Genomic DNA, 14,743 nt, shown 5'->3' on the forward strand with positions numbered 1-14,743 from the left:
TACATGTGCTATATTCCTTAGTGAGGTTTGAACTGAAGGGAGTGTAATGACTCGAGTGATTGAGATTGACAGCCTGGCTTTCTCCTATGGTGCGAAGAAAGTTCTGGGCGGAGTGGACTTGCATGTTGACCCAGGCGAGGTGGTGTGCTTGCTTGGCCCAAACGGTGTGGGAAAGACCACGCTGCTGGAAAACATTGTGGGCACCTTGACTCCAACTACCGGCAGGGTTCGTGTTTTCGGGCAGGACCCTCGCAGGGTAAAGGCCGGGTTCTGGTCTCGTGTGGGTTTGGTTCAGCAGAATTGGTCCGACCACCCCAAGTGGCGCGTTAAAGACCAGTTGGCATGGGTTGCTGGCATCCATGAAACCCACTCACCGGCAGCAATGGGGGTTGAGCAGGCGCTTGAGTTGGTGTCTTTAGGGGATAAGGAAAATCAGAAGATTTCGAGCCTGTCCGGTGGCGAGCGGCGTCGCCTAGATTTTGCGGCAGCGCTCATCGGTGGGCCTGAGTTGTTACTCCTAGATGAGCCGACGACGGGGCTCGATCCGGTCTCGAAGACACAAATGCACGACGTGATTATGGACCACGTGGATCGTTCTACCACGGTCCTTATGACCACCCACGATCTCGCTGAAGCTGAAAAGCTCGCCAGCAGAATCATCATCTTGGGTGAGGGAAAAGTCTTAGCAAACGGCAGCCCTATGCAGCTGCGCTCAGCACATTTGGGAACTGCGGAGGTCTCGTGGGTTGCAGATGGGGTGCGCAACGTTCATGCCACGGAAACGCCAGAGAAATTTCTGCAGAGCCTTCCTCTTAGTTCCATCTCTGAATTAACCGTGACGCGTCCGACGCTAGAGGATGCCTACCTTTCCATCGTGAAAAAGAATGGGGAACAGTAATGAAAATCTTCAAAGCAGCCCTCCGCCAGGCGGCAAGTGACATTCGGCCGCAGCTTGTAGGCGTCGGAGCGTTCATGGTGTTCGCGCCCGTTCTGTTTATCGTGGTGATGGTTCGCCAAAGCTCGCAGGAGATGATTGAGCAAACTTCGACTTCGTCGGTAATTCTCGCTGGTTTGGTCGGCAGCTTTTCGACGTTCGTGATAATGCAGATTGCTGCCGAGTTCTATAGCGACAGATTAGGCGGCGCCTTAGTGCGCGCGCGAATGTTGCCTAATGGCTCGTGGGTGTGGGCAATCGGCAAGACAATCTCTTGTGTAAGCGTCGTATTCATCATGCAGGCAGTACTGCTCTTTGCCGCACTTTTTATCTTGCCGAACCTAGAAATTTCATGGGGTCGTATTGTTCCCATGCTGGGCATCGCTTTGCTCTCGAATCTAGCCGCAGCACCTTTGGGGCTGGTGCTCGGTGCGTTCATGCGTGGGACATATTCACAGCTTGTCGGTTATGCCATCGTCATAGCGCTGTTTTCTACCAGCGGCAGCTTTATCTCCTTGGCTGACGTTCCTCGCTGGATACAGATTCCGCAGCTCATCCTGCCCTTCTACTGGTCCGGACACCTATCGCGGTGGATCTCGGATAATCCTGCGCAGTGGGAGTACGGCGGAGAATTCACCCCTGTGCTAGCTGTGGGGGTTCTTCTTACTTGGATCATCGTTGGATTTATAGTTGTTATTGCCTTGCTACGCTATAGCTTCCGCAAGGAGACTTTTGGCTCCCTCGCCAATATCCAATCCAAGACTCGGGCCCAAATCGGAATTTAGAAATGACTGAAGACATAGTTCACAACCGCATCGCTGTGATGCGTACTGACCGGCGAATCAGCCGGCGTGAACTCGCCGAGGCCCTAGGCATTCACTATCAGACGATTGGGTACCTAGAGCGCGGCGAGTCTGCACCGTCGTTGCATCTTGCTTTGCGTATTGCGCAGTATTTTGGAGTGTCGGTGGAATCCGTTTTTTCCTTGGATGAATTCCCGCCGTTGTCTTAGCGGTTTGCCACCTTATTTACTTGCTTTTCCATGAGCTGGCGGAGTGCTTGCTCATCGTGCGAGCTGACGCTGACGACGGCGCCGTCGACAAGCGCGTGCGCCACGAATTCGCTCTCGCCAGGTTCACCGACTAGCGGGTTCCCAGCGTTCTCGATGGTTACCTTTGCGGCCTGCAGGTTCTCGGCGCCTTCTATCTGCAAATCGAGCGGTGTGGTGGAGTAATCGCTGACGATTCCGCTGACGTCATTGGAAAAGGAAGCACATTCAGCGAGGTCAGCGGGGAAGGGGAGCGTCTCTGGGTTCGTGCTGAGAGAGACCGTGGCATTGATATCCCCAGCGCTGAAATCGGCGGCGGAGAATGTATCCGGATTCTTGTAGATCTTGGCGATGAAATCCATCGCTGAGGTGGCAAGCGGTGCGCATTGCTCGGGGGTCGTGGTCTTTTCGGAGTCGCTGGAGACGAGGTCCTCGGTGAGAGCTTGGTCTTCGGTGCTCATTAGCTCGTTGATGTTTGAGTATTCGTATCCTTCTGGCGCATCTTCTGCGGAGAGAATGTGATCGTGGGCGGAAGCTGGCGGCTTTGGTGCTGCGGGTTCTTGCTGGGAGCAACCAGAAAGAAGTGCGGCGATAAGAATGAAAGAGATCTTTTTCATGCAAAAATTATAAATGGAATTTTTGTTTTAAGTAGAGATCCAGATATTCACTGAAATCAAGGCAACAAGCACGATGATTCCGCCAATGAGGTTTGTTCGCAGCGGTTCTTGTTCAACCTCGCTCCACCGGCCGCGGAAGATGAAACCCATCGGGGCGAAGGTGAGCACGCCGAAGTCGGAAATGCCGACGAGGATTTTTCGCCGATACTCAGCGATACGTTACTGACAGCAACATAAAGTAGCTGCAGAGCACACATCGCTGCGGCACCAATGAGCCACGGCCAGAATGCCATTGCCCACTGGGCTTTGCGATCATCGCCGGCAAAGCGCTTGATGTAGGGCGCAAAGTGCCAAGCGGTGGCGAACATGCCTGCCACACCCACCGCGCACATGACTAATTGCACCCATGCGGGCCAACCGAGTGCATCCACAACCGTTGCTGTGTCACCAGCGCCAGCGGGCGTGATGACGAAATAACACACGCCTTCCATGATGGAAGCAAAGCTGAACCAGATCCACACCAGGCGTCTCGGTTGTAGCAGCGAGCAGATGATACCGCTGAGCAGGCTAAAGATAGGCCCGGCGGCCGCAATCAAAGCGGTGTGCGTTGGGATATCTTCGCTATGGGTCACCGCGAACGCAGAGAGGCTGGCGGGATGTCCCAATGCCAACGCGGTGAGAAAATGCGCGCATTCGTGTAGGAATACCATGATGGTGGTTCCGATGATGGCGGCGAGGATGGAATTAATGAGCAGTGTGCGGGGCATGGTTGTAACTAGCTCTTTATCTCCTCCTTTAAAGCAACGGCCTGCTCGTGGGCCTGGCGACGCCTACTTGCGATGGCCTGCGCGAAAGTTTGCGCCCAGTTTTTCTCAGCGATGGGCCCGGTGGGCTCGGTGGCTTTCCACGTCCCATCTTCGAAGAGCCAGAAGATATCCCCGGTGTATGGATCCATGATGTAGAAGGCTGTGCCATCCGTCTTGGTGTTGTGGTGGTGTTGGCACAAGCAAGCAAGGTTTGCGGGGGTTGTTGGGCCACCGTCGGCGAAGTTGATGCGGTGGTCCGTCTGGCATTTATAGGCCGGATGGTTGCAGCCCGGGTAGCGGCAGGTGCCGTCGCGGCCTTCGACGTATTTTCGAATGTTCGCCGGAGTGGTGTAGCTCTTGCTCTCGGCGTATGGGTCGACCTCGTGGACCTCCGAAGGGGAAACGGGAGTACGGGACCAACCATGGCCTTGGATGAAGGTTGGCGCGCCGGGGATGTCAGTTGCTTGGTAGGTGTGCAGGATAACCTTTGGCTGGGCCTCGCCGAGGATGAGGCGCGTCATGGCCTGAGCGAGTGGAATCTGCTCGGCCTCGGCGAAGGTGCGTACCGCCTGGTCGACGCTCGCGATGGTTTCTGGATCTGCTTCCAGCGTTACGGAGAATGGGTCGGTGCTGTATCGACCATGGCGGCGCGTATCTTGCAGGGCAATCGTGTCATCTTCGGCGCTAATGAGCTCATTGAGTTTGCGCTTGATATTTGCTTGCGTGGGCGGGACTTGGTTCGCACGCTTTGGCGTGAGGTACTTGGTGATGCCTGCGTCGATGCGGGCGAGGGCGCCGGCAAGCGGCTCCCCAAGCTTGTCTAAGGACTCGTTGATGGCGATAAGCCGATCTAAATCTAGGTGGAGATAGCGCTCTTGGAGAGCATGTAGTTCTGGCATGGATTCGAGACGATCTAAAGCCATGAAAATTTTGGATATGCGCGTAGGGCTAACGCCGGTGGCAGAAAACATTCTCTGCACCGCGAGCTCAATATCGTTATCGAACTCCGGCAGATGCTCGCGCCAGAAGCGCAGCTCTGCATGCCGGATTTGTGCGGCGGCTTGGGCTATTTCGTCTTCGGGGTTGGTGTGAGAGTGGTAGGGCACTTTCATAGCAAGAGGTTCCTCACCGTTAAAGTGTTTCGAACTAACTTACGAATCACACTTTAAAACATGCCCCGGACACGGCTTGCCGACGCCGATTTTCCCAGGTAGTGACCTACTTTTCGGAAGAGAGGAAGCGTGTTACAAGTGAGTCATAAGCGCGTACTGTAAGCTCCAAATCCTCGAGATAAAGATGTTCGTCGTGGCTGTGTAGCTGGGAGTTGGCGCTCGCCATATCGCGGGCTTCGGCGTGCATGGCAAAGCCATAGGCGTTGCCGCCCATACGGCGCGCGAAACGCAGATCGGAACCACCCGTGGCGTGGACTGGAACCACATCTTTATCAGGGAAGAACTCTTTGGAGGTTGCCTCAATCGCGTGCCAGAGCTTCGTATCGGTAGAAGATTGCGTGGCGTCTTCCGTAATCAGGTGCTCGATTTCAACCTCGTCTGCAAGATCTCCTAGCGCCTCGCGCAGGAAGTCATCGAGCTCATCCTGGGTCTGGCCTGGGAAGGGGCGGATATCCATCTCCAGGTAGGCGTGGGAAGGCAGCACGTTGATTGCGCCGCCAGCACGTAGGACGGTCTCGGCGATGGTGGTGTGGCTAAAGGCGTGAGCGTACGCGGCAAGATCGCCGAACTTCGAGTAATCGCCGGTACCTGCAATTAGTGCCGCCTCTGTTTCTGGATCGAACTTGAAGGTCTTGACGAATCCCTCCCAGATCTCATTCGAAGCAACCGGCGGTTCAGCAGCGGCGATGCGGCGTGCGACCTCGCCGATCTTCAAAATTGCAAAGTCCTTGCCATAGGGCGTGGATCCGTGGCCGGCGTCGCCATGCACGTGGATGCGGCGCTGGCCGGCGCCCTTTTCGCCCACATTAAAGCCCACTGCGTCGGGTAGGTGGCTACCGCCGGTCTCGGACAGGCAGTTCTTCCACGAAAACGCATCCGGGTGCTGCTCCGACATGAACTTCACTCCGAGCCCGCCGCGGGCTTCTTCGTCGGCCATGCCTACGAATGCAAGGGTGCCGCCCGGGTTGCCCTCCTGAGCAATCTTGCGGGTGACCGCCGCCATGGAGGCGGTAATAAAGAGCATGTCGACGGCGCCGCGGCCGTAGAGCTTGCCGTCTTCAATGAGGGCGTCGAAAGGCGGCTTGGTCCACTTTGGCTCGTCAACGGGAACCACGTCCGTGTGTCCCATGAGGGTAAGCGGCTCTTTTTCTGGATCGCCTGGGACGGTGACAACGATGCTTACGCGCGAGGGGTGGGATTCATAACGCGCGATGGAGACGTCGGTGCCCGCGAAGAACTTCTCCAAGGTGTCGGCGTTGCGCACCTCGTTGCCGGAGTCCGGCGTGAGGTCATTGACGCAGGCATTGCGGATGAGTTCTTGCAGTAGTTCCAGGGTGTCGTCGTAAAGCGTCATGCGTTTAAGGGTAGTCGCCGGGTGAAATTTCGGTTCTTTTAACAAAAATTGAACGACGTTCAAGTACGCTGCTCTCCATGAGCATTATCGATATCGCCCGTGATAAAGCCCTAGGCCAGGGAATTGGTCTCAGCCAAGAAGAATTGCTGGAAGTGCTGCAGGTTCCGGATGAGCAGCTCGAGGAAATCGCAGACATTGCGCACCAGACCCGCCTGAAGTGGTGCGGCCCGGATGTTTCCGTGGAGGGAATCATCTCGATTAAAACCGGCGGTTGCCCGGAGGATTGCCATTTCTGCTCGCAGTCCGGTCTTTTTGAGTCCCCGGTGCGTGCGGCCCGCCTGAACATTCCGGAGTTGGTGGAGGCCGCCAAGAAGACCGCCAAGACTGGTGCGACGGAGTTTTGCATCGTTGCCGCTGTAAAGTCGCCGGATGAGAACTTGCTTTCCCAGGTCGCGGAGGCAATCCCGGCGATTTTGGATGAAGTCGATATCGAGATTTCTTGCTCGCTCGGCACGCTCACGCGCGAGCAGGCGCAGCGCCTGAAGGACATGGGCGCCCAGCGCTACAACCACAACTTGGAGACCTCCCGTTCCTTTTTCCCCAACGTGGTGACTACGCATACCTGGGATGAACGCAAGGAGACCCTGGAGAACGTGCGCGCGGTGGGCATGGAAGTATGCTCCGGCGGCATCATCGGCATGGGTGAGTCCTTGGAGGATCGCGCCGAGTTCGCGTACCAGCTCGCGCAGATCGAGCCTTGCGAGGTCCCAATGAACTTCCTCGATCCGCGCCCCGGCACCCCATTTGCGGATTACCCGCTGGTTCCGCTGGGTGAAGCGCTGCGCGCCGTTGCCGCTTTCCGCTTGGCGATGCCGTCTGTGACCTTGCGCTTTGCAGGCGGCCGCGAGCTTTCGCTTGGCGACGACGGCACGGAGAAGGGTCTGCTCGGCGGCATCAACGCGATCATTGCGGGCAACTACCTGACCACGCTTGGCCGTCAGATTGAAAAGGACGTCGACATGCTGGGCCGCATCGATCTGCCGATCAAGGCTCTGTAATGGATGAGTTGGCTGCTGCCGTATTGGCAGGGAAGGAGCCAATCTTCCATCCGAATACCGGCGAGCCGTTTAAAGACGCGCACCTGCATCCAGCGGCGGCAGCCGGCTTGGACGTGCCGCGTTTTTGCCAGATCTGCGGGCGGCGCATGGTGGCGCAGGTCCGCCCGGACGGTTGGAGTACGAAGTGTTCGCGCCACGGAGAGTTGGATTCGGATTGGCTCTACGTGGAGACCCTTCCCTAGCTTGGCCCGAGTTGTCCTAAATTGGAGGCATGGATCCCGCCGTTGAATTAGCCCACAAGTCCGCGTTGCGTTCTATTGAGCGCGTCGTCACGGAGACCGCGGAACCGACGCAGCCAGGGCTTGCGCTTAGCGACGTCGCCAAGCAACTGCGTGCAGGTGGCGTCATGGTGCTCACGGGGGCGGGGGTGTCCACGGAGTCGGGCGTGCCGGATTATCGCGGCCCGAAAGGTTCGTTGAGCAGGCATCGACCCATGACTTACCAGGAGTTTCGGCACGATCCCGCGGCCTCGCACCGCTACTGGGCGCGTGCCTTTGTGGGCTGGCGCGTGATGGATACTGCGCGCCCGAATCGCACGCACTACGCCTTGGTGGAGCTCGAGCGCGCCGGGCTGCTCAGTGGGCTTGTCACGCAGAACGTCGATGGCCTCCACAAGGAGGCGGGGCAGAAAAATGTCGTTGCCTTGCACGGTGACATGAAGCACGTGGTTTGCCTGAACTGCGGGAACGTGGAAGAGCGCGAGCTTTTCGACGTCCGCGCGGAGACCCTCAACCCGGGCTTCTTAGCGCGCTGGGGGGTCAGCGAGGACCAGGTCAACCCGGACGGTGACGTGGCGCTTTCGCAGGAGGCCGTCGATGAGTTCGTGATGCCGCCCTGCGTTGTGTGCGGCTCACTGCTCCTCAAGCCGGACGTGGTCTACTTTGGGGAACCGGTTCCGGCCGCGAAGAAGGATGCGGCCTATGAGATTCTGGCTGGATCGCGCTCCCTGCTGGTGGTGGGCTCCTCGCTGGCCGTGATGAGCGGTTTCCGTTTTGTGCTCGACGCCAAGAAAGCGGGTAAGCGGGTATCCGTGATTAACGGTGGTCCGGGGCGTGGGGATAATCGTGTGGATACGCTGTGGCGGACGCAGGTTGGTCCGGCTTTTGACGAGCTGCTCGACGAGCTGTCCATATAGGGTTCAGGCCCGGCATAAACCAAATGATGAGTGCCGCAACGAGTGCACTGAGTACACCTACGTGAAGTAAGTACTTGACCGGCGTGAACCACCACGCCGCCAGCGTGCCCGCGATGATCAACAACCACAGGGAGGGGATGACGTAGCCGGATGCCACGGTGGTGTTTTCATACCAATTGAGGTTGGGGAAGCGCCCGCGTGCTTCCGCGCGGATGCGGCGCTGCGGTTTGTGCGTTTGAGCCACGGCGCAGAAAAGGACAAATGCGAGCCCAGCGGCCCCAACGATGAGGTTCCCGGTTGCTCCGCCGAATACGAGAGTGGCTACGGCCACGGCGATGGCGATGCGTTCGCCTACCGTGAGCGGTAGGCCGACTGCTGGATCTACATCGGGGTAAATGTTGCGGAAAGCGTCCACGGAGGGGGTGTTTTCTGTGGTCAAAGAGGGGTACACGGTTGACGCCTGCCTTTTAAGTTAGGTAAGTATAACATGCATTAAGTAAGCCTAGCCTATCTAAATCTCTTCGTTAAGGTGACTCACTCTCATGAAAAGAACCCTTCTTGCATGCCTTGCCTCCGCGTTCTTGGTTGCAGGTCCGGCCGCTGCGCTGACACCCCAAACAGCCCATGCGGCAGAAAACTGCACCTGGAACTGGGGAATTAAGCAATCATTCCGCAACTACATCAAAGGCAACATTGCACATGGTTCGTGGGGCGCAAATGGCATTGGTTTCACAGGTGATGAACGCGGTCAGGGTGCGTTTACCTTCACGCCGACAAAGGCCAGTGTGGAAGGGGACTCGGTGGTGATCCCCTTCAACGGAAACCTCAGTTTCAAGGGGCACAACGGCGTCCTTGACATGAACTTGTCCGACTTCCAAGTCCACGCCTCGGGAAACCGCGCAGAGATCTCGGTGGACTACGTCTCTTACGAGCTCGATAGATCCGCCATGGCCCGAGGCCAGGAAATCCGGGGTGACAATGAAGTCATTGCGATTATTGACCTGCAGAATCCGGTCAAACCCGAGAGCGGCTCGGTCAACCTCACCGGCTCCACCACTTTGACGCAGGGCGGAAATCGCCTCTTCACCGGCTTCTACGAGCCCGGCGAAGCCTTGGATCCTTCCTCGGGAACCGTGGGCCTTGATGGTAGTTGCGCGGCAGGCAAAGGCACCGGCGATGTCCCAACGTCGATCACTGGTAAATTTACCGGCTTCAACGAAGAGGCCATGGCAATCCTGTCCGAGACTAACGACACCATGAATGGCATCACCACGTTCATGGGTAACACCGAGAAATTCTTGAGCCAGCTCAAGTCCTTTTATGGCGATTCCGCTGGTAATTCCGGTGGTACTGCGGCAGGCGGCTCCAACGGGGCATCGCACAGCGCAGCGCAAAAAGGTGGTGACACCAAGAGTACGGGTGCGTCTACAGCTTCCGGAAACGGAAGCCAGTCCGCAGGAACCAAGGCCGAAACGGGAACGCAGGCTGCAGGAGCTGCGGCTGCAGGAAGCGCTGGCAACGGGGACGAGAAGTGCGAGGCCACTGGCGTTACCCAAGCTAGCGCTGCATGGGGTGTAAAGAAGTCCTTCCAGTCCTACATCACTGGCTCGATTGCGCAGGGCCGCTGGGACCTTAACGCAGTGGGTTACGAAAATGAGCGCTTCACCTTTAACGGCAACTCCGGCGCTGTAAACGGGAACGCAGGCAGCATTCAGTACTCCGGCTCGATGCACTTTAGCGGTCACCACGGCAAACTCGATCTTAATATCTCCAATCTCGCGGTCACCTTCAACGGCAACTCCGGGCAGCTGATTGGTGACGTCAGCTCTTCCAACATGGAAGGCGAAAAGAAGGACTTTGGCCGAACCGTAATCGGTGATCTCAGCTTCAGCTCCCTCGACGTGGGAGAAAACTCCCTACAAGGTGAGGCGAGCGTGGCCCTGAGCGAGACCGGCTCCGAGGCTTTTGCTGGTTTCTATGAGCCAGGCACACAGCTGGATCCGCTCTCCATCAGTGCAGACCTAGGAGGCAGCGCAGATTGCGCTGCCGTCACAGGCGGTGGCTCTGGCGCCGGGGGCACCTCCGGCGGATCTAAATCCGGATCTACTGGTGCTGGCGCGGCAGGCAAGAACGCAGACGCAGCATCGCTGACAGGCGGCGAGTCGCAGGGCTACCAGGACGGATCTGGCAACTTCAAGATCAAGTCTGCCGCAGCGCAGGACAAGGGCTTTGAGTGGGGCGACTCCCGCACCTACCTGCTGCTGCTCATCGCCGGACTCGTGATCGCGGGCGGCTCTACCAGCCGCTTGGTCATGCAGAACCCGGCTTAACCAGCTTAAAAAGAGAAAAGACCTAAAACATGAAAAAACTCTCCGCTATTTTTCTGACGCTGGTGTGCGCGCTGACTCTCGGCGCGTGTGGCGTCCAAGGCGGGTATGAGGACCTAACGAGTGAACTGCCCGCAGCAGATAGCGTGAGCGACCCTCGTTCCTTTACCGGACTAAGTAACGTCAGCGACTTCAAAGACATCGAACCAGTGGCGGATTCCGTGGAACCGCAGCTGCCAGTAGAACTCACGGACGCTGACGGCAACGATGTGACCGTCAATGACGTCTCGCGCATCTTGGCTCTCGACATCTATGGCACCTACACCAAATCGCTGACTGGCTTAGGCCTAGCGGACAACATCGTCGGTCGCACTGTTTCCTCAACCGAACCCAACCTGCAGGATCTGCCGGTGGTTACCGAAGGCGGACACAATATCAATGTTGAGGCTGTTCTCTCGCTCGAGCCCACGCTGGTGATTGTCGATCACTCCATCGGGCCGCGCGACGCAATCGATCAGATTCGCGCCGCTGGCGTGACCACTGTGGTCATGGAACCGCAGCGCACCATCGATTCGGTTGGCGAGGACATTGCGAAGCTTGGCGGGGTCGTCGGCCTGCCCGAAGAAGCAAAGGAGCTGGGGGAGAGGTCAATTAAGGAAATCGATGAGGCGAAGGCCGCCATCGCCGAGCTGGTGCCAGACGAGCCCATGCGCATGGCATTCCTCTACGCGCGTGGCAACGGTGGTGTCTTCTTCATCATGGGAGAGGGCACGGGCGCCCGCGACCTCATCGAGGGAGTCGGTGGTGTGGATCTCGGAACCGAAAACCATCTGTCCTACGCCGAACCAGCAAACGCCGAGGCCTTGGCCAAGATCGACCCCGAGGTGATCATCATGATGACCAACGGCTTGGAGTCGACCGGCGGAATCGACGGCCTCATGCAGCGCCCAGGTGTCGCACAGACCACTGCCGGAAAGAAGCAGAGAATCGTCACCATCCCGGATGGGCAATCCTTGGCTTTCGGGCCGATGACGGGGCAGACGCTCATCAAATTGGCGAAGGCAGTTTATGCTCCAGACGCTTAATACAACGCTGAACGCACAGCCTGACGTTTTTGAGAAGCGCCAGCGCAAAAGAACGTGGGTCTTCATCGTCCTGGCGGTGCTGCTGTGTGCCGCTGCGCTGGTCTCCATCGTGTTGGGCCAGTACTACGTGCCTGTGCAGGATCTGTTTCCAATCCTTGCCGGCGGTCCGCACCAAGAGGCCTTGTCCGCCAATGTGGTGTGGGAGATTCGCCTTCCACGAATCGCACTGGGCTTTTTGGTCGGGGCGTCGCTTGGCGTGGCTGGCACCTTGATGCAGGCCGTCTTTGCCAACCCCTTGGCAGAGCCCTCCATCATCGGCGTGACCTCCGGCGCTGGCGTGGGCGCTGCCGTGGTCATCGTCTTCAACGTCTCCTTGCTGGGCACCTTCATCGTGCCTGCCGCAGCTTTTCTCACGGCACTTGCCGTTACCGCGTTGATCTATCAACTCGCTCGCCATGGCGGACGCGTGGCCGTTGTCAACCTGATCCTGACCGGCATCGCTATTAACGCAGTGTGCAATGCGGTCATCTCCTTCATGGTTTATCTGGCGCCCACCGCCAACCGGGAGCAGATCATTTTCTGGCAAATGGGATCCCTCAACGGCGCGCAGTGGAAGCACGTCTGGGTGGTGCTGCCAGTGGCTGCATTAGGAGCGTTCGTGGCTTTCCGCTTGGGTGAGCAGCTCGACGCCTTAGCCTTGGGCGAACGCGCGGCGGGGCATATCGGCATCAACGTCCAAAGGTTGCGTATCGCCGCGATCGTTGCTTCTGCGGTGCTGACCGCGGGCGCAGTGTCCTTTGCTGGCCTCATCGGTTTCGTGGGACTCATCGTGCCGCACCTGTTGCGCACCATCGTGGGGCCTGCGAACAAAATCTTGTTACCAGCCTCGGCTCTTGCTGGCGCGGTACTCATCGGGTTTGCCGACGTTGCTGCACGTACGCTGATTCCCTTTGCGGACTTGCCCATCGGAATCTTCACCGCGCTAGTGGGTGGCCCCTGTTTCTTTGTGTTGTTGCGGCGGATGATGCGAAAGGGGATGCACTCATGATTTCGGTGCGGGGACTTACTGTTGAAATTGGGCACCGCAAGCTTGTCGACGCCGTTTCTTTCGACGCACAACCTGGCGAGGTTACGGGTCTCATCGGGCCGAATGGCGCCGGCAAATCGACGGTATTGGCCGCGGTCGCGGGAGACCTTGAATACTCCGGAAGCGTACAGCTGGCTGGGCTTGACCCCACGGGGCTTTCCCCAAACGAACTGGCCCGTCTGCGGGCAGTGATGCTGCAGGATGTTGGAGTGTCCTTCGAGTTCTTAGTGCGCGACGTGGTTGCGATGGGCCGAAGTCCGTGGGCGGGCACTTCATCTGAGGCTGAGGATGAAGAGATCGTCGCCGCGGCCTTAGCTGCTGCCGACGTCGCGCATCTGGCCGGCCGTGACGTCGTTACGCTGTCGGGCGGTGAGCGGGCACGGGTTGCTTTGGCCCGTGTGCTCGCGCAGCAAACCCCGGTTATCTTGCTCGATGAACCCACCGCTGCCCTGGATATCCACCATCAGGAGCAGGTACTTTCCTTGGCCCAAGCACTGGCTAAGCAAGGCGGAATTGTAGTCCTTGTGGTGCTGCATGACCTCAACGCTGCTGCCGCGTATTGCGATCACATCGTGTGCATGGCGGACGGGAAGGTGGTGGCCCACGGAACCGTGCCGGAGGTCTACGCCGATGCGGTCTTGTCCGAGGTTTATGGATGGGACATCACGGTAGCTGAGATCGATGGCCGGCTGTGCGTGTTGCCGCAGCGCTGTCCGCCCACGGGCATCGACTCACTTATCTCCACATACAAATTGTCCAACATTTAAATCGACCAATACTCAAATCTCAACACTTTGTCTAAGGAAAAATCATGCGAAAACTAGCCCTTGTTGTCGCGCTCTCCAGCTCCCTTCTCTTGGCACCGCAGGCGAGCGCCGAGCAAACATGCGACCCCACCCAAACCTGTGCGGAACCAGCACCGCAACAGACCTCCAGCTTCGCTGAAGCATGGAATTACATCTTGGGTTTGACCGCGCTCGGTGGAATGTTTGCCATCATCGGTCATGCGATCATGAAATCGGGGCTACTTCCCGCAATGCCAGCGCTGCCGAGCATCTAGTTAATGAGCTTAAGGAGCGTGCGTACGATGGCGTGCACACGCTTGTCCAGTGGCATGTCCTCGTGCATGACGACGGCGCGTTTGTCGAAGTCCTGAACGTAGATGTTGCGCACGGTGCCGTCCTTGACCTTGCTGCCGTCTAGGAAGCACGTCTCGGGAGGAACCACCACGGCGTCGTTCTTCGTGGCGATGCACGTGTAGGTCACGCCGGGCTCGAGGTCGCCGTCGACGTTTGTATCGAGGAGGATCTTACTTCCGACGATTTGCTGCATGCCGGCTGGTCCGAACCAACCATCAATGATGGAGCGCATCACCGCTTCTTGGCGTCCGCTGCGCACAAGTCGGCTGACGATTCCGCCCTGCGTCGTGCCGTGGTTGGGGGAGCTTAGGCAGATGAGATGGCGGACCTTTTCGGCGCCGCCATCGATGCGCATCCAGTAACGGGCTAACAGCCCACCCTGAGAGTGACCGACGAGGATAGCTTTTTCTACGCCGGTAACGTTGAGGACTGCATCAATGTAGGAGCCCAGTTGTTGAGAAGACTCAGGGATGGGCTGGGTTGCTCGGTTGCCGTAGTCAGGGGCAAAAACTGCCCATCCGTCCTCGCGGAGTTGGGTGCCGAGCAGCTGCCAGATGCCTTTAGTGTCGCAGGTGCCGTGAATGAGGATTACTGGCCAGGGCCGCTCCGGCGTTGGGTGGGCGGACCAATCGTCCTCGAAGATGCCGCGGGGTTTGATGCGTGCGCCGAGGGGGAGGGTGGCTGCGGTGTCCGCTTCTAGGATCTTTTCTCCGGGCGTGGAGTCGGGGCGTGCGTGGAGGCGCGAGGCGATTTCTTGGGAGACGTCCTCGCGCAACGCGATTGCGGTTGCAGGGGTTGCGATTCCATAGCGCGGTGAGTCTTCACTGGGGCGCCAAAACTTCCCGAGTTGCGCGGAGATTGAGTTTCGCAATTCAACGATCGGATCTGGTGCCATGTGTCAAAATTGTACCCTTGATCCAT

At 58.2% G+C, this 14,743-nt stretch carries 17 protein-coding genes; 11 read left to right on the forward strand and 6 right to left on the reverse strand.

The window, feature by feature from the left end; all coding sequences use genetic code 11:
- Positions 1 to 46 precede the first annotated feature (46 nt).
- The 3 genes from HMPREF3158_RS04430 to HMPREF3158_RS04440 are packed head-to-tail and all read left to right on the forward strand — an operon-like array spanning position 47 to position 1,946.
- A complete protein-coding gene (locus tag HMPREF3158_RS04430; RefSeq protein ID WP_070497461.1) occupies positions 47 to 898 on the forward strand; it encodes an ABC transporter ATP-binding protein in 852 nt (283 codons plus the stop codon).
- A complete protein-coding gene (locus HMPREF3158_RS04435; RefSeq protein WP_062036348.1) occupies positions 898 to 1,719 on the forward strand; it encodes an ABC transporter permease in 822 nt (273 codons plus the stop codon). The genes HMPREF3158_RS04430 and HMPREF3158_RS04435 overlap by 1 nt, the downstream gene beginning before the upstream one ends.
- A gap of 2 nt (positions 1,720 to 1,721) precedes the next feature.
- The gene (locus tag HMPREF3158_RS04440; protein ID WP_049062476.1) at positions 1,722 to 1,946 is read left to right on the forward strand and encodes a helix-turn-helix transcriptional regulator; all 225 of its coding nucleotides are present in this window, start codon (positions 1,722 to 1,724) and stop codon (positions 1,944 to 1,946) included.
- On the opposite strand, the gene HMPREF3158_RS04445 is transcribed toward HMPREF3158_RS04440, so the two are convergent.
- The 4 genes from HMPREF3158_RS04445 to HMPREF3158_RS04460 form a co-directional block, all read right to left on the reverse strand.
- Entirely contained in the window at positions 1,943 to 2,599 is a 657-nt protein-coding gene (locus HMPREF3158_RS04445; RefSeq protein ID WP_070497463.1) for a hypothetical protein, read from the reverse strand. The genes HMPREF3158_RS04440 and HMPREF3158_RS04445 overlap by 4 nt on opposite strands.
- A gap of 56 nt (positions 2,600 to 2,655) precedes the next feature.
- A complete protein-coding gene (locus HMPREF3158_RS04450; RefSeq protein ID WP_070497465.1) occupies positions 2,656 to 3,366 on the reverse strand; it encodes a hypothetical protein in 711 nt (236 codons plus the stop codon).
- An 8-nt stretch (positions 3,367 to 3,374) separates the two neighbouring features.
- A complete protein-coding gene (locus tag HMPREF3158_RS04455; protein ID WP_070497466.1) occupies positions 3,375 to 4,517 on the reverse strand; it encodes an HNH endonuclease signature motif containing protein in 1,143 nt (380 codons plus the stop codon).
- 106 nt (positions 4,518 to 4,623) lie between these two features.
- Entirely contained in the window at positions 4,624 to 5,931 is a 1,308-nt protein-coding gene (locus HMPREF3158_RS04460; RefSeq protein ID WP_062036344.1) for a M20/M25/M40 family metallo-hydrolase, read from the reverse strand.
- A 77-nt stretch (positions 5,932 to 6,008) separates the two neighbouring features.
- On the opposite strand from HMPREF3158_RS04460, the gene bioB reads away from it, so the two are divergent.
- From bioB to HMPREF3158_RS04475, 3 genes are read left to right on the forward strand one after another with little or no spacing between them, the layout of a single operon-like run.
- Positions 6,009 to 6,989, forward strand: coding sequence for a biotin synthase BioB (gene bioB, locus HMPREF3158_RS04465; RefSeq protein WP_070497468.1), 981 nt, complete (start codon positions 6,009 to 6,011; stop codon positions 6,987 to 6,989).
- Entirely contained in the window at positions 6,989 to 7,231 is a 243-nt protein-coding gene (locus HMPREF3158_RS04470) for a biotin synthase auxiliary protein BsaP (RefSeq protein WP_070497470.1), read from the forward strand. Before bioB ends, HMPREF3158_RS04470 begins: the two co-directional genes overlap by 1 nt.
- 29 nt (positions 7,232 to 7,260) lie before the next feature.
- Positions 7,261 to 8,184 (forward strand): Sir2 family NAD-dependent protein deacetylase, encoded by a 924-nt coding sequence (locus tag HMPREF3158_RS04475; RefSeq protein WP_062036340.1) that lies wholly within the window; start codon positions 7,261 to 7,263, stop codon positions 8,182 to 8,184.
- Here HMPREF3158_RS04475 and HMPREF3158_RS12720 read toward each other — a convergent pair.
- A complete protein-coding gene (locus HMPREF3158_RS12720; protein ID WP_141740995.1) occupies positions 8,084 to 8,635 on the reverse strand; it encodes a hypothetical protein in 552 nt (183 codons plus the stop codon). The genes HMPREF3158_RS04475 and HMPREF3158_RS12720 overlap by 101 nt on opposite strands.
- A gap of 91 nt (positions 8,636 to 8,726) precedes the next feature.
- Here HMPREF3158_RS12720 and HMPREF3158_RS04480 point away from each other — a divergent pair, with 91 nt between their 5' ends.
- Genes HMPREF3158_RS04480 through HMPREF3158_RS04500 form a run of 5 tightly spaced genes read left to right on the forward strand, consistent with a single transcriptional unit; the run spans position 8,727 to position 13,743 of the window.
- Positions 8,727 to 10,514 (forward strand): HtaA domain-containing protein, encoded by a 1,788-nt coding sequence (locus HMPREF3158_RS04480; RefSeq protein ID WP_070497472.1) that lies wholly within the window; start codon positions 8,727 to 8,729, stop codon positions 10,512 to 10,514.
- Positions 10,515 to 10,543: 29 nt separating this feature from the next.
- Positions 10,544 to 11,596 carry a heme/hemin ABC transporter substrate-binding protein gene (locus HMPREF3158_RS04485; protein WP_070497474.1) on the forward strand — a complete coding sequence of 351 codons (1,053 nt, stop codon included), beginning with the start codon at positions 10,544 to 10,546 and terminating at the stop codon, positions 11,594 to 11,596.
- Complete coding sequence (locus HMPREF3158_RS04490) at positions 11,580 to 12,644, forward strand: FecCD family ABC transporter permease (protein WP_061919926.1); 1,065 nt, start codon at positions 11,580 to 11,582, stop codon at positions 12,642 to 12,644. The genes HMPREF3158_RS04485 and HMPREF3158_RS04490 overlap by 17 nt, the downstream gene beginning before the upstream one ends.
- Positions 12,641 to 13,450, forward strand: a complete 810-nt coding sequence (locus tag HMPREF3158_RS04495) for a heme ABC transporter ATP-binding protein (RefSeq protein ID WP_070497476.1) — start codon at positions 12,641 to 12,643, stop codon at positions 13,448 to 13,450. Before HMPREF3158_RS04490 ends, HMPREF3158_RS04495 begins: the two co-directional genes overlap by 4 nt.
- A gap of 44 nt (positions 13,451 to 13,494) precedes the next feature.
- Complete coding sequence (locus tag HMPREF3158_RS04500; protein ID WP_070433347.1) at positions 13,495 to 13,743, forward strand: hypothetical protein; 249 nt, start codon at positions 13,495 to 13,497, stop codon at positions 13,741 to 13,743.
- Here the strand turns inward: HMPREF3158_RS04500 and HMPREF3158_RS04505 are convergent.
- Positions 13,740 to 14,717, reverse strand: coding sequence for an esterase/lipase family protein (locus HMPREF3158_RS04505; protein ID WP_083291043.1), 978 nt, complete (start codon positions 14,715 to 14,717; stop codon positions 13,740 to 13,742). The two genes, HMPREF3158_RS04500 and HMPREF3158_RS04505, sit on opposite strands and share 4 nt — an antisense overlap.
- Positions 14,718 to 14,743 lie beyond the last annotated feature (26 nt).

It is taken from the genome of Corynebacterium sp. HMSC06G04 (assembly GCF_001807365.1).
GTDB classification, from domain to species: Bacteria; Actinomycetota; Actinomycetes; order Mycobacteriales; family Mycobacteriaceae; genus Corynebacterium; species Corynebacterium simulans.